This window comes from Paenibacillus riograndensis SBR5 (genome assembly GCF_000981585.1).
Lineage (GTDB): Bacteria > Bacillota > Bacilli > Paenibacillales > Paenibacillaceae > Paenibacillus_AQ > Paenibacillus_AQ riograndensis.
The window spans coordinates 748862-763087 of sequence record NZ_LN831776.1 but is presented as its reverse complement, the minus strand read 5'-3'; the positions used below and the strand labels follow the sequence as shown (position 1 = coordinate 763087).

Sequence of the window (14226 nt, the reverse complement as noted above, 5' to 3'; positions counted from 1 at the left end):
CCCCCCAAATTACGCCAGATTAATACGCGTGAAATGCTCCACTACCGGGAAAGGGCTGTAGTAATGATGCAGCATTGCTTTCCACTCCTGATATTGGCTGGATTCCCTGAACCCTATCGTATGATCCTCTAGATTGCGCCACTTTACGAGCAGCAGGTATTTGTGATCGTCCTCCAGACAATGCTGCAGCTCATGGCCCAAATATCCTTCTATGGAAGAAATCAGCACGGACGCTGCCTTGAAGCTCTGCTCAAATTGGCTGGTGAGTCCCGGCCTGATCTGCAGCATGGCTGCTTCCAATATCATCGCAATCCTCTCCTTGCCCTGATGTATAGTCCAGATGCCTCAGCCTGTAAGTGCATCCCGGAAAAACTCGTGATAAAAATTAATAATGACCAACAGCACCGCCAGCGACTCATTAACACTGCCCACTTCGAGGGCGTTATTGGCGTCATCGATCCGGTACACCCGCAGATTCTTTTGTCCGTTAAGCCCGGCGGCATGCTGTTCGGTGAAGGTCGGGTCGCTGCCACCATAGATGATGCTGCCCCGGCTCTGCCGCAGCAGCGGGAGTGAATCGGCAACCGGCGTCAGATACAAATGTGAGGTCTTCTGGCTGAGATTCAGCTCTGCCGCCACTCTGCCGGCAATGACAGCTCCCATGCTTTTGCTGATGAAGAGCAGCTGCTCATACTCCGGAAGCGAGCTGATGGCCGCCTTGCATTCCTCTGCTATAATATCGATTTCGTCACGTTTAAGCTCAGTCCGCGCGCTCTGATAGCCGTATTCCAGCAGCAGGATATCACAGCCGTATTCCCGTGCCAGCTTGGCCGCATAATCCAGCAGCGAACGTTCAGCCGAGTAGTTCTTACCCGGAAATACTACGGCGAGCGCCTTGGACTCCTGTGTAATATACTTATGTCTGACTTCCCTGCCCCAATGTGAGGACATGACGATGCTTGATACACTCACCCGCGCTTCCTCCTTCGCCAATGTTTACTAGGATTCCCCTAAGCTCTCTGCCTCTAATTATAGCTATCTTCAGCACAGGTGGGAAATAAAAAACGGTGCAGGCTCTTGGAATCCCAAGGCTTGCCCCGTCTCTATTGCTGCGCTGCCGTCTTTTTGCCGCTTCTCCTCCAGGCCAGAATTTCCGCTGTAACCCACAGAATCACAGGAATGGCCACCTGAAACGGAAGAGCGTAAATCTTGTAGATGTGATAGGCAAAATACTGCATTTGCATAATGTCCTTATAGATAAAAACCGCCAGATAGACCATAATCAGACCTAACTGCAGCACAACGGAGCGGTAGCTGTCCAGCTTGAATACTTTTGCCATCCCATTGCTGGCCGCATACAGACATAGGCTTACTTTTATAAAAAGCGCCGTTACAAATATAATCGCCGATGAGCCTTCGATTCGTGTCAGGAAGTCGCCAATATTGATTCTGCCAACCGCCACATAGGAGGGGAAGTACAAGCTTGACAGGATATCCGGTCCCAAGACCATCAGATTGCGCAAAGTGACTACAAGGATAATTACTCCGGCAATCATGGTGCTGCTTACCAGAACTTTTGCCGCCGAACCCTTTTTGGGCAACACATTAAAGGCACCCAGGAAAACCACAATCTCGGCAAAAGGAAAGGTGAAGGACCCTATCGTATCTGACAAAACCAGCTTCCACCCGCTGTCTAAAACCGGCAATAGGTGATGGTATTGATATTTGGGGATAGAGAGAAGCTCTATTACTGCAATCACCATTATAGTAAACAGCAAAAGAAATTTGGCACTTCTCCCCAGCACCTCCATTCCCGCCTTCACCACCCACACACACAGCAGGCCGATGACCAGCATCGGGGCCAGCATCGGGGTCGATGTCAGGGCAACCGTCTTACTGAACTCCCCGAAATTCCGCAGCACCATCGAGCCCAAATGCAGAGCATACCAGATATACAGGCAGGAGAGCATGCGTCCAGCAACTGCCCCGAACACCAGAATCAGCATATCGTACAAATCCTTGCCCGGAAAAAGCCCATGCAGCCTGGCGTAGATCAACATAAGCGGAACTGCCAGTGCTGCAGCCAATATCAAGGCAATCCAGCTGCTGTTGCCGGACTGTCCCGAAGACCCCATAAAAAGGGAAGTGCCGATAATAAAAAGGACCGATATGCTTATAGCCTGGCCTGCCGGTATAATTTCCTTGCTCATTGTTCCTCCCCCTTAAATGATCCGGATCTAGAATAGCTTTCTAACCCAATGCACAATCGGAGATGAAGGGCTGGGAATTTCCCAGCGCATGGATAGCGCAAATGCCAAGGAGAAGGACACCAGGCACAGCAGCGAGCATACATAGAAGTCCCGCTTCTTCCCTCGCTTCAGCAGGCCGTAGGGGTCAATGATTACAACAATCGCGTAGACCAGCAGCAGGTAAATGACCATATAGGGTTAATCCCCCATTTTAATGGAGCGTGAGGTTTTGGCAGTGCTCTCAATAATTACCTTCGAGTCTACCGTGATATCCAGTTTTGCAAATTCATCATCCCAACGGTCACGGACCTTGACCCACATCTCCGGCTGATGCTCATGGATGATTTCCCCGTATCCAAAAATATCGGCATGGTACTCCCGCTGCATTTTCCGGATAACAGCCAGAATCTCCTGCTCCAGGGCTTCGCCCGCACGCTCTTCAATGGCACTGATGGTCTCGTTGCCCGAGAAGCTTTCCGAAGTCATCACCTCATCCAGACCGGTATGTGTAACCGTTCTGACCTGCAGCAGCAGCTTGCCGTTCACCACCCTGGGCTTCACCTTGGTTCTGCTTGATAGAATCTCCAGTGAGTATGTCGGAACCCCGTTCTTGTCGTTCACCCCCAGTACGCCTCCCTTGATGCCGTCTTTGGCAAAAAGCATGCTTTTGGTTTCTTTGCCGTTCAGTTTGCCTACCATTTTGTCCTTTGAAAAAATCGCACAGCCGTTAACGCGTTCATTCTTCTGCCCGTTCTGCTCATGAATGTAAATGAGTGGTGCCACAGCATGATTCCCCATAGTCTCCAGCTTATCGATGAAATCCCATATTTCCACGGTCGGCGCACTGCTGGTATACTTCTCGTCCCGCATCATCTGCGCCAGTTCAAACGACATGATGGTTTTTGTGGTGCTGTTCAGGTTCAGAATCTCCCGCGCGGTCGGCTCACCCGACACAAAGATGAAAACATCGGACCTTGTTTCCGTATCCCTGCTGTACCAGTCAACGGTCCTGATCAATCCCTCGCGGGCAACTTTCTCGCTGAAAATGATGGCTTTGGCATGGCTCCAGAACAGCTTTTTCCCGGTTATGGATATCATATTGCGGACAATGTCAAAGATGGTGCTTCCCGTAAGACTGAGCATTTTGAAGCCTGCCTGATTTTGGTCAAGCCCCCCTTGGATATCTACCATCTCCGCAGTAAGCTGAATCTTCTCATTGGCGCCATCCTTGTCGATGGCCACCCCGGCCACGATGGATATATCATCGACTTCGGTATAGTTCCAGCAGCCGCTGAGGCATGGAAGCATGACTATGCAGAGCAGCAGCGGCAGCAGCCTCGGGGCTGCTCTCATGAGCCTCCCGCCCTTTTCCCGGGCAGCTTCCGCTTCATATTGCGCGCACCCATGACTGCCGGACGCAGGTACATATCCCACCATGGAGCGCGGATAGCCGTATCCTTAATGTCCTGCGGGCGGATCGACCCCACACCCAGCATGTAGGGAACCCCGAAGGAGCGGAGACTCATAAGATGAATCACCAGGCCGAGCAGTCCAAAAAAGTATCCGTAAATTCCAAGGAAAAACGCGGCAAACAACAGAAGCAGACGCACTATAATCATTGGTCCCGTAAGTCTTGGATTCAGCAAAGTAGTAATTCCCGTCAGGCCTACCACAATGACCATTGGCGCGCTGACAATCCTTGCATCTACAGCGGCCTGTCCCAATACCAGCGCTCCCACAATGCTGACCGCCTGGCCAATGGAGGTTGGAATCCGCGCCCCCGCCTCACGGAGAATCTCGAATATAGTCAGCATTATGAGTGCCTCAACTACCGTAGGAAAGGGAACAGACAGCCTCGCAGTGGCAATGCTGAGCAGGAGCAGGGTAGGAACCATCTCCTGGGAGTAGGTAACCAAAGCAACATATGCTGCCGGAATGCTGATGGACATGAATGCCCCCATAACCCTTAAGAACCTGTTAAAGGAGGCAAAATAATAGTTGATATAGTAATCCTCGGCGGCCTGGAAATTCTCGACAAAAACATACGGCAGTGTCAAAGCAAACGGACTGCCTTCGATCAGCAGGGCAATCCGGCCTTCCATAATTTTGCCCACTACTGCATCCGGACGTTCAGTGCTGCCAAGCATCTCGAATGGCGAATAAGGCTCGTCGCGGATAAGCTCGGCCAGATAACCGGTATCCAGCACATGGTCTATCTCTACCCGGTCCAGCCTTCCCTGCAGCTCCGCCAGAATCTCCGGTGAAGCCAGGCCTTCCATATAGCAGATACAGGTCTGCGTCTTGGTCCGGCTCCCGATATCACGAAATACAAACTTCAGATCCGGATTCTGGACCTTGCGGCGGATTAAGGTCAGATTGACGAACAGCGACTCCGTGAAGCCTTCTCTCGGTCCCCGGACCGCTTTTTCTGTGGTAGGCTCTTCGATCGCCCGCGTTTCCAAGCCTTGAGTACTGATGCTCAGCGCCCCGGCATATCCGTCCAGAAGCAATAGCGTGTTGCCCCCGACAATGCCCCCTACCACTTCATCCAGCCCAGTAGTTACCGTAATGTCGCTGAGGGCTATAATTTCCGCGCGGAGTTTCTCGATCAGTTCAGCCGAATTGCCGCAGTCTTCTTCCTTGAACGGATAAGCCATTACCGGCTTCGTAATCCCGTTCTGCAAAAGGGTCCGGTCAATCATTCCTTCCACATAGATCAGACAGCAGCGCAACGGTGTCCCATGGTTATTCTCAATAAACCGCACCCGCAGAGTCCCATCGTTGCTGAAAATCTGCCGGACCCGGGCCAGATTATCCTCCATCGAGGGGCTAAGCGGCTGAGGGGCGGATATTTCACAGTCTGCCTGTCCACTGCTCCGGGAAGCATCGGCATTCTTCACTGCAGTCACTCCTGTCACAATTGTTTTGATCTGATTATCCCCCGACTCTATGACTCCTATTCGCCATAATTATGCTGTGAAGGAAATTTGCTGCAGACAGAGCAAAACCCGCAGATGCTCATCTGGAGCATTGCGGGCTTTGGCCAGCGGATTCTATTCAGTTAGGCGCAAGCTGCACATTCTAAGCATTAGCGCCCAATTCTGCTATAATTTCAGTACATATATTTTAACGTTTGGAAAAAGGAGTCCCGTTCATGACACCATTCACAGAAAAGGTCATCACCGTCATCCGTTCGATCCCCGAAGGTCAGGTCATGACCTACGGAGGCATCGCCCGCGCGGCAGGAAGCCCGCGGGCAGCACGGCAGGTTGTGCGTATTTTGCATTCCATGAGCCGCAAATACAAGCTGCCCTGGCACAGAGTCGTCAATGTCAAAGGTGAAATTGCCTTGGCCGATGATGAGTCCAGCTCTCTGCAGCGGCTTTATTTGCTTGGCGAGGGCATTGTTTTTGACGCAAAGGGGGTGATTGATCTTCAGCGGTACCAGTACCACCCCGAGCCGGACGAAGACTATCTTCTGCCGCCTAAGGAGTAATCGCGGCTTCCTCTACCCAGCACATTCAGCAGACAGTACATAGTCGTATAAATAGCCAGCAGCACGCAGGCAATGAACAGGCTGAAGAAAACAGATTGCCGGTTCAGGCTGTCTACAACAAGCTGGTACAGCTGATGCCGGTCGGTAAGCACATCCCAGCTGTTCAGCCGGTAGACCCTGCCGAGCAGTACGCCATAACCCCCGAGCCCGCAGGCGAACAGGACGAAGATCCAGGAGAGCAGCAGATTGGTTTTACGGTAGATGACGGACTGGAACTGGTACAGGGAGAAGAACCCGGTCAGCCAGCCGCTCCAGGTGAACAGCAGCAGCGTAATCAGATCATACCAATAGCGGTTCTGGATCGTACCGCTGACAAAATACAGATTTTTGCGGATCGTTAAATGCACCAAATCCGTCATGATATAAGGCGCATTCGGAAAAAACAGCAGCCAGGCTATACCAAGCGGAAGCACCAGCAGTCCGCCGATTTTCCTTTTGTCCAGCTCATGGGCCGCCATGGAGAATACGAACGGCAGCCAGGCCAGAAACAGATTCCAGATTAAAAATTTATAGAATGTGTCCGTCCGCTGCGATACTACACCGTAAACTGCCAGCGTCACCAGGGACAAGCCTGCCAAAAGCAGAAATACTTTGATGTAATTCAATTCCTTCATACAGATGCAATCTCCTTATCGGTAAGAATTCGTTGATCGTCTATCTCCAATTGAATATCTTACCTCTAATTGTACAAATTTTTCTATGTCTTGTACAAATCGGGCGAATCAGAGGCAGCAAAAACGGCTGAGAATCATGCACAAAAAGGAGCGGTTCCCAACCTAACGGGAGAATCGCTCCTATGCTAACTTTTGTATATGTCCAGTAAATCAACAGCGTGATAGTCCGCCGGCTGCACTTTTCTGCGCCTACAGCTCTCCGCTCAGCTTGCGGCCCACGGCAGGCACACGCCCCTTGAAGGTGCTGCGTCCTGACGCTTCATCCAGCCCGGAAAAAGCTGTGCATTCCCTGAAGGCCGCATGACGGCAGCCAAGACACTTGCTGTGATTGATGGCCTTCAGTGCATCATTGATGGCCTCGCCGGTATGTTCATAAAATTGCGTTGCTCCGATTTTGTCATACAATCCGGTCTTTTGGAGCAGCTCCAGCGGCTGGGACTGAATGCCGGAGATCATCAGCCGGCCGCCATCCTCCTGCAATTCCTTCACCAGCCCCGCCAGATTGGCTTCGCCGGTGGTATCGATAAAAGGAACCTTCCCCATCCGGAGCAGAATGACCTTCTGCTTATCCGGCCCGGCTCCCGGCATCGTATTCTCGAACCGGTAGGCGGCGCCGAAGAACAGCGGCCCTTCCACATTATATATGCCGATCTGCGGGCAATCGTGGCTGTCTGTGACCATATGCGCCTCGACCTTTACCGAGCTCGGGTCAGGAAGCACCTTGGAGACCAGGTGCACCTCGCCCATCCGTTTGACGAACAAGACCACAGCCAGCACCAATCCAACCTCCACCGCCACTGTCAGGTCGGCAAAGACGGTTAACAGGAACGTAATGAACAGCACCAGCGAATCCCCTGTCTTCAGCTTGAGCAGATGAAGGAATTCCTTGCGCTCACTCATATTCCAGGCCACTACCATCAGAATAGGTGCCATCGCAGCCAGCGGAATACTCGACGCATAAGGAGCAAACAGCAGCAGAATGAGAAATACCACCACTCCGTGGATTACACCCGACAAGGGGGAAGCCGCCCCGCTTTTGATATTGGTTGCCGTTCTTGCAATCGCCCCGGTAGCGGGAATCCCGCCGAACAGAGGAGCAGCTATATTGGCAACCCCCTGGCCGATCAGTTCACGGTTGCTGTTGTGGCGGCTGCCCGACATGCCGTCCGCCACCACTGCGGACAACAGCGATTCAATCGCGCCCAGCATGGCAATTACGAAGGCCGGGCGAAGCAGCAGCTTTATCCGTTCCCAGGTAATAACCGGGAAATGGAAGCTCGGCAGCGTATTCGGGATATCCCCGTAGGCTGAGCCGATCGTAGTCACCTTGCCGCTGAAGAATAGCGCGGCTATGATGGTTGCGCAGAGCAGCCCAACCAGTGCCCCGGGCACTTTTGGCGCAAAACGTATACCCAGCACAAGCACAGCCAGGCAGATCACCGCTGTCAGAATGCTGTACAGATTGATCGTGGAGAGATGCAGGCCGATCTCCTTCATATTGTCCACGAAGCTCTCATGCCGCTTCATATCCTTCAGGCCAAGGAAGTTGGCAATCTGCCCGGTGAAGATAATAACCGCAATCCCTGCCGTAAACCCAATCGTTACCGGCCTAGGGATAAACTTGATCAGCACACCGAGCCGGAGCAGGCCCATCAGAACGAGGATGACCCCGGCCATCATTCCGGCCAGCAGCAGGTTCTCATAGCCATACTCCATGGCAATAGCGAACAAAATGGGGATAAACGCCCCCGTGGGCCCGCCAATTTGAAACTTTGAACCGCCGAACAAAGAAATGAGAATACCCGCGACTATAGTAGTATAAATCCCGTACTCCGGCTTCACGCCTGAAGCAATAGCAAATGCCATCCCCAGCGGGATGGCAATAACGCCGACAATGATCCCTGAAATGAGATCCTTACGCAGCGACGCAATATTGTAGCCTTTAAAACGGCCCCACCCTATCATCCTTTTTAACCTTCTTTTCTCTAAATATCTGATTATTTGAATATAAGAGCAACATTACTCCTGCAAGCCGCTCTTGTCAACGGGAAATCCGCACCCGGGAGAACCCGGGTTATTCGCTGCGGATTCCCTCCAGAAGAGAAATGGCGTTTACCAGATGGTTATCGAAGATCTGCTTGGTCACGGCCAGAAGATCCTTGATCAGGGGGTCACGCAGCGAGTAAATCACCGTTGTGCCTTCTTTTACACTGGCTACTACATTTTTGGCGCGGAGCACGGCAAGCTGCTGGGATACGGCGGACCCTTCGGACCCAAGAATCGCCTGCAGCTCATTCACATTTTTTTCCCCTTCGCTAAGCAGCTCCAGAATACGAATCCGCATCGGATGAGCCAGCGCCTTAAAAAACTCCGTCTTGAATTGCTGAATATCGCTGTTCATTGAACCTCTGCTCCTCATAGCTTACTTCTTGTTTAATGTTTATCTTAGCCTATTTAGCCTGGAGTGGCTATGCCGGAGGTGAATTTATAATGAGAAAACCTTATTACAGGTAGACCGGATACAGTCTGATTTCCCGGGTCCGGACCTCCACGAGGCTGCCCAGCACCATTGGCTCCCCAAGGCATTCGAACATGATCAGCTCTCCGTCCAGCTGCAGGCAGCCGGTTCCATCCTCCTCAATATTGTCCAGCACACCGGTGAGCACAACCTCATTTCCTTCCATGCGGATGCCATGCCCCTCTTGGTCCGCCGGAACGATATCCACCCAGCGCATCAGCAGTGCCGGAAGCTCAAATTCCGCCACAGCTTCATCCCCCGGCTTCACAGGAGGGCCGCACCAGATGGCTCTTCCTTCGCCGGTTGCCGCTTCAAAAAACACTTCATCCTTCTTCAGGCCTGGCCCGAGTATTTTGATATTCATAGCTTGGCTCCATTTGCAGAGATTTACTGCATATTATACATGACATCCGGCCTGCTGCGCGATCAGGTATAATTCTGTGCCGCTTTATTCACATAGGTGCTGGGGTGCATCCAGGGATACTTGAAGAATTCCTTTTTATCTGTAATTTTGCGGGACACGCTGAGGTCATAGTCAATCATGGTTTTAACTTTTGCAGCAAAGGCCTCTCCCTTCACCAGCAGACCCAGCTCGAAATCGTGGCAGGCGCTTCTTTCGTTGATGTTATATGAGCCGTGGAACACCGCGCGCGATCTGTGGTCATAAGTGATTTTCCAATGGGAAAAACGTCCTGTAGCACTGTAGTCATAAAAAGATACCCCATTGCAAAAAGGGTTATACATATTGCTGCGCACCGCCGCACGGTTAGTAGGATGATCGTTGACCTCCAGCGGATTGCAGATCGTAAGATGGCAGGAGCACTCCGGTCCAAGCCCGCCCAGCCGGTCCCAGAATGCCTGATCAATCAGATACGGGTTCACGATTACCGTCTCTTCGGCGGCGTAAGTGATCAGATCGAGATAATACTGCTGAATCAGATTGACCGGATTCCCCGGGAAGCTCACAAACAACGTACATTCCTCGGAACCCAGATCCGTATTGCCCTCAGGACGGTAAAAGGCATCCTCAGGATCAAAAGGATCTCCCCCAAGCAGAAGCCATCTGGACCGGAACACGGCATTCAGCGGCAGGGCCGCCGCTCCCCGGATACGGAAGCAGCCGTCATGCCATTCCTCCTCCCGGGCCGGTACCCCCATTGGACGCCCGTCAACCTGCACAGAGGCAGAGGGTTCAATCGGTCCAGCAAACGTATACTGGTCCCCGAAATTCAGGCTGCCGATGATAGAGGTGATGCCGTCGATGATCATAAATTTGCGGTGGTCAATCACATTCAGACCGGTCAGCTCCACGTCCTCCTGTACTTTATCTTGAAGGAAGAGGATGCTCTCAGGCACACCCTGAGCCTTCAATTCAGCCCGTCTCCTATGCCACTCCGCAGCAGTGTAGTAGGAATTGAACGTATCCTGCAGCTTGGCTCCCGCCTTCTTCAGCTGGTCTGAGATTTCGCTGAATTTCCCGACTTCGAGGTTATGTCCATATCCAAGCGCAGTAACGGTGTAATTCACCATAATGCGCACCTGAACCCCCCGCTCCAGCGCGCGCAGCAGCGCGTCCGCAATCCGGTTGCCCGAGCCGTCATTAAAAAACAGCATGATAGACAGATGAATATAACGCCGGGCCTTGCCGATCTCCTCCAAAAGCATGTCCAGGCACTGCGGGCCGTTGACAAAAGCATCCACCCGGTTATTGCGGGTGGTCTGCGGAGCCAGTGCCCGGAGCTTGCCGGAATCCAGCCGCCGGACCTCAGCGGCAAGCTGTTCAAGCAGCTCCGTACTGAAGCCCGGCAGTTCAGCGAGCTGCCCGGCCTCCGTAATTACACCGCCGATCTCCTGGCGGTATGCGCGGGCAGCGCCTCCCTCCAGCGCCGCGTCCATCAATGATGTAAGCCGTTCCACCGGACCGGCAACCGCCCCCAGTGAGCCGCCGGATATATAATAATTCACAACATCAACAACATCCCGCTGCAGTCCTTCATTCCATCCTTCGAGAAGCAGTCTGCTGTTGCTATGTATATTTTTCACAGGCAGTTCCTCCATCCATTCTAAGATGTGCAGCCGGTTCATGACCCATAACCATAAGTCAGACTAATTAGGCTATGCTTAGATACCCCGGATACGCCGCTTATAAACGTCCACCCGCTTGGAGTTCCATCCTTCCCCTTCAGCCGGTTCAGAAAAAAGCAGGGGGAGCTTCCAAAGCCCGTCCGGCTCCCGAAACTCCCCCTGCTGAAAGAATACTTATTCATGATATTCCGTCAGCTTATCACCGGTCTGGAGCAAAAAGCTTCAACCCTGCGATCCGCTTCACAGCTTCCGCCAGCCGGGCTTCATCGCTGACCAGACCTGCCCGCACATAGCCTTCGCCGTATTCACCGAAGCCGATCCCCGGCGCCACTACCACATGGGCCTCATCCAGCAGCAGATCGGCAAAGCTCTGGGAGGTGTAGCCTTCGGGAACCGGAAGCCAGGCAAAAAATGAACCGCCTGGAGCCTCTACCTTCCAGCCAAGCTCGCGCAATCCGCCGATCAGAAGATTCCGCCTTGCTTCATAGCGGTCCAGATTCTCCCGGACACAGGCCTGGGGACCTGACAAAGCTGCGGCTGCCGCTTCCTGAACCGCACCGAACAGGCTGACGTACATATGATCCTGCAGCAGGTTCAGACTCTCAATAACACTGGCATTCCCGGCAGCAAATGCTACCCGCCACCCGGCCATGTTGTAAGTTTTGGATAAAGTATATATTTCAATGCCGTTGTCCTTCGCTCCCGGCGTCTGAAGATAGCTGGGCGGACGTACTCCATCATAGCCGAGTGCGGCATAGGCGAAATCATGGACCACACAAATGTTATGCTGTCCGGCAAACTTCACTGTATCGCGGAAAAAAGCCTCCGTAGCCACAGCTCCCGTCGGATTGTTCGGATAGTTCAGGAACATCAGCTTCGCCCTGTCTGCCGCCTCCGGGCTTATGGTGCCGTAATCGGGCAAAAAGCCGTTCTCCGCAGTCAGCGGCATCCTCTCCATGACCGCACGGGCCAGTTCAATTCCCGACCAGTAATCGGGATACCCAGGGTCCGGTACAAGCGCGGTATCCCCCGGGTTCAGCAGGCACTGGACCACTTCGACCAGTCCGGTTTTGCCGCCGAACAGGACTGCAACCTCGCTGTCCGGCTCAAGTCTCACTCCATATTCACGCTCGTAGAATCCGGCTGCTGCTTCCTTCAGGTAGCGGTGGCCGCGAAACGGCGGATATTTATGGTTGAGGGGATTGGCCGCTGCCGCCTGCAAGGCCTCGACAATGTGCGCTGGCGTAGGCATATCGGGATTCCCCTGTCCCAGATTGATCACGTCATGCCCTGCCGCCGAAGCCATGCCCGCTCTGGCGACAAGGGCGGCAAAAAACTGCTTGGGCAAGGACTGCAACATCATTGAAGGCTCAAAATGCTTCACTGCAGGTATTCCCCTCTCCGGCTGTAGGTTATTTGCTTGCCGGCTCGGCGTTATACACTTTGACGTCCAGCGGAGCCGTCAGGAACTCCGGCGCTTTCGCCGCAAATCCGGTGAAGTGGGAGCTTGTATTATGACTGGCTACAGCCTCCATATCGCGCCAGGTTTCCACCATGATATAGGTATTGTCCTGTTCGAAATGATTGTAGAGCTCATAAGAAAGGTTACCTTCTTCTTGGTGGGTTGCGGCCAGAAGCTGTTTTGCCTCAGCCAGAAATTTCTCCTTAAGTGCGGGATTGACTTGCATTACAGCATGAATAATGATCATTTTGGAGACCTCCTAAACGTTTTGTGTGCTTAAGCAGCTTAACAGGCTTATTTCCACTGTGCAATGGTGTCGATAGGCAGACGGACAGATGCATAGCCGGCTTCAGCGGCTTTGCCGATCGAAATCAGCATTACCGGGATATAGCGCTCTTTGTCCATTCCGAACACTTCGGCAATCTGGTCTTTCTCGAAGCCGCCGATAGGGTTGGTGTCATAGCCGTGGGCACGGGCTGCCAGCATCAGCTGCATGGAGGCCAGTCCCCCGTCAATCATAATGGTTTCTCTGTTCACCGCTGCAGGCAGATTTGCAAAATGCGCACCCAGCGCAGCAAGCTGTCTTTCTTTTACTTCAGCAGGCATCAGTCCGCGTTCTACAGCCGTTCCGTAAATTTCTTCGGCATAATCGAAATTGTTCATATCCACAAACACTGCGATAACCGCAGCTGAAGTCTCTACCTGCTGCTGGTTGAATTTAGCCAGTGGCGCAAGCTTGGCTTTGCCCTCAGCACTTTCAATCACCAGAAAACGCCAAGGCTGCATGTTCACCGAGGAAGGTGCGAGCGTTGCTTCAGTAAGAATTTCGGTCATTTCCGCTTTGCTGATTTTGACGGATGGATCATATTTGCGGATCGAGCGGCGTCCTGTGATAATACTTGTAAAATCATTAGTTTGCGTGGTGTTCATCAATAACAAGCTCCTTTGAGGTTGGTTTATATATAGAGTGAACTTAAGATATTTACATTAGGGAATTCGTCGGGACTACGGTGAATGTTTGGACTTCCGGCCGCTGCCCATCTGCAGATTTCTTGATTATTACCGCTCTTCTTCGGTGGAAATCCGCAGACAAAGGCGGACGCATTCGCTCCTACAGTTCCAAACTTCCCCTCCATCCCTTTTCCCTTTTGTTCGTTTTTCAAGTTCACTCTATATAGTTTATGGCTGCAGCAAATTGATATTATATTGCAGCCGGGCAAGCATATCCGCGAGCGCAGTGCGCTCCTGTTCATTAAACCCTGCGAGCAAATTGGCAATAAAACGGCTCTTCTCTTCCCTGTAAGAACGGATTTTATCTCTGCCCTGCGCAGTCAGTGAGACTAGCGTCACTCTGTTGTCATCGGGATTATTGCGCCGGGAGATCATACCGTTCTCCTCCAGTCCCTTCAGATGGCGGGTGACAGCCGCAGCGTCGATATCCACATACTTTTGCAGGGAAATCTGGCTGATCTCAGCAACCTGGAACAGCTCATGCAGCAGACGGAGCCGGGTGGGACTAATCCCCGCACAGCGCTCGAAGGTTGGTGTAATGGCTTTGTTCAGCGCCTGCAGACGTTCAAAAATACGGTCTTCCTCAGACAGATATTCAGTCAAGATTAACCCCCTAACACAAATAGATTGTGCAAAATCCTTTTGACATCCATCACTTTACACCTTTATCC

General features: G+C 52.5%; 16 protein-coding genes. 1 reads left to right on the top strand and 15 read right to left on the bottom strand.

What is annotated here, in order from left to right; translation table 11 throughout:
* Nucleotides 1-9: 9 nt before the first annotated feature.
* The 6 genes from PRIO_RS03395 to PRIO_RS03370 form a co-directional block, all read right to left on the bottom strand.
* Nucleotides 10-306 (bottom strand): antibiotic biosynthesis monooxygenase family protein, encoded by a 297-nt coding sequence (locus PRIO_RS03395; RefSeq protein ID WP_020427459.1) that lies wholly within the window; start codon nt 304-306, stop codon nt 10-12.
* A 39-nt stretch (nt 307-345) separates the two neighbouring features.
* Nucleotides 346-972, bottom strand: a complete 627-nt coding sequence (locus PRIO_RS03390) for an alpha/beta hydrolase (protein WP_020427458.1) — start codon at nt 970-972, stop codon at nt 346-348.
* Between the two features lie 131 nt (nt 973-1103).
* Nucleotides 1104-2210 (bottom strand): GerAB/ArcD/ProY family transporter, encoded by a 1107-nt coding sequence (locus PRIO_RS03385; protein WP_020427457.1) that lies wholly within the window; start codon nt 2208-2210, stop codon nt 1104-1106.
* A gap of 27 nt (nt 2211-2237) precedes the next feature.
* Nucleotides 2238-2441: a hypothetical protein gene (locus PRIO_RS03380; protein WP_020427456.1), complete on the bottom strand. Its 204-nt coding sequence runs from the start codon at nt 2439-2441 to the stop codon at nt 2238-2240.
* A gap of 6 nt (nt 2442-2447) precedes the next feature.
* Nucleotides 2448-3602, bottom strand: a complete 1155-nt coding sequence (locus PRIO_RS03375) for a Ger(x)C family spore germination protein (protein ID WP_020427455.1) — start codon at nt 3600-3602, stop codon at nt 2448-2450.
* Nucleotides 3599-5149 carry a spore germination protein gene (locus PRIO_RS03370; RefSeq protein ID WP_020427454.1) on the bottom strand — a complete coding sequence of 517 codons (1551 nt, stop codon included), beginning with the start codon at nt 5147-5149 and terminating at the stop codon, nt 3599-3601. Before PRIO_RS03370 ends, PRIO_RS03375 begins: the two co-directional genes overlap by 4 nt.
* A 254-nt stretch (nt 5150-5403) precedes the next feature.
* Between PRIO_RS03370 and PRIO_RS03365 the strand changes: the two genes are divergently transcribed.
* A complete protein-coding gene (locus PRIO_RS03365; RefSeq protein WP_020427453.1) occupies nt 5404-5745 on the top strand; it encodes an MGMT family protein in 342 nt (113 codons plus the stop codon).
* On the opposite strand, the gene PRIO_RS03360 is transcribed toward PRIO_RS03365, so the two are convergent.
* The 9 genes from PRIO_RS03360 to PRIO_RS03320 all read right to left on the bottom strand — a co-directional run bounded on the left by PRIO_RS03360 (nt 5721) and on the right by PRIO_RS03320 (nt 14158).
* On the bottom strand, nt 5721-6419 hold the full coding sequence (locus PRIO_RS03360; protein WP_020427452.1) for a DUF1361 domain-containing protein: 699 nt from the start codon (nt 6417-6419) through the stop codon (nt 5721-5723). The two genes, PRIO_RS03365 and PRIO_RS03360, sit on opposite strands and share 25 nt — an antisense overlap.
* 249 nt (nt 6420-6668) lie before the next feature.
* Nucleotides 6669-8444: a SulP family inorganic anion transporter gene (locus PRIO_RS03355; RefSeq protein WP_099091676.1), complete on the bottom strand. Its 1776-nt coding sequence runs from the start codon at nt 8442-8444 to the stop codon at nt 6669-6671.
* 109 nt (nt 8445-8553) lie between these two features.
* Nucleotides 8554-8880: an ArsR/SmtB family transcription factor gene (locus PRIO_RS03350; RefSeq protein ID WP_020427449.1), complete on the bottom strand. Its 327-nt coding sequence runs from the start codon at nt 8878-8880 to the stop codon at nt 8554-8556.
* Between the two features lie 103 nt (nt 8881-8983).
* Nucleotides 8984-9361, bottom strand: coding sequence for a hypothetical protein (locus PRIO_RS03345; protein WP_020427448.1), 378 nt, complete (start codon nt 9359-9361; stop codon nt 8984-8986).
* Between the two features lie 62 nt (nt 9362-9423).
* Complete coding sequence (locus tag PRIO_RS03340; protein WP_231869811.1) at nt 9424-11040, bottom strand: phospholipase D-like domain-containing protein; 1617 nt, start codon at nt 11038-11040, stop codon at nt 9424-9426.
* A gap of 241 nt (nt 11041-11281) precedes the next feature.
* Complete coding sequence (locus tag PRIO_RS03335; protein WP_046501112.1) at nt 11282-12466, bottom strand: pyridoxal phosphate-dependent aminotransferase; 1185 nt, start codon at nt 12464-12466, stop codon at nt 11282-11284.
* Nucleotides 12467-12494: 28 nt separating this feature from the next.
* Complete coding sequence (locus PRIO_RS03330) at nt 12495-12791, bottom strand: putative quinol monooxygenase (protein WP_020427445.1); 297 nt, start codon at nt 12789-12791, stop codon at nt 12495-12497.
* Between the two features lie 47 nt (nt 12792-12838).
* Nucleotides 12839-13474, bottom strand: a complete 636-nt coding sequence (locus PRIO_RS03325) for a nitroreductase family protein (protein WP_020427444.1) — start codon at nt 13472-13474, stop codon at nt 12839-12841.
* A gap of 249 nt (nt 13475-13723) precedes the next feature.
* Nucleotides 13724-14158: a MarR family winged helix-turn-helix transcriptional regulator gene (locus tag PRIO_RS03320; protein ID WP_020427442.1), complete on the bottom strand. Its 435-nt coding sequence runs from the start codon at nt 14156-14158 to the stop codon at nt 13724-13726.
* Nucleotides 14159-14226: the final 68 nt, after the last annotated feature.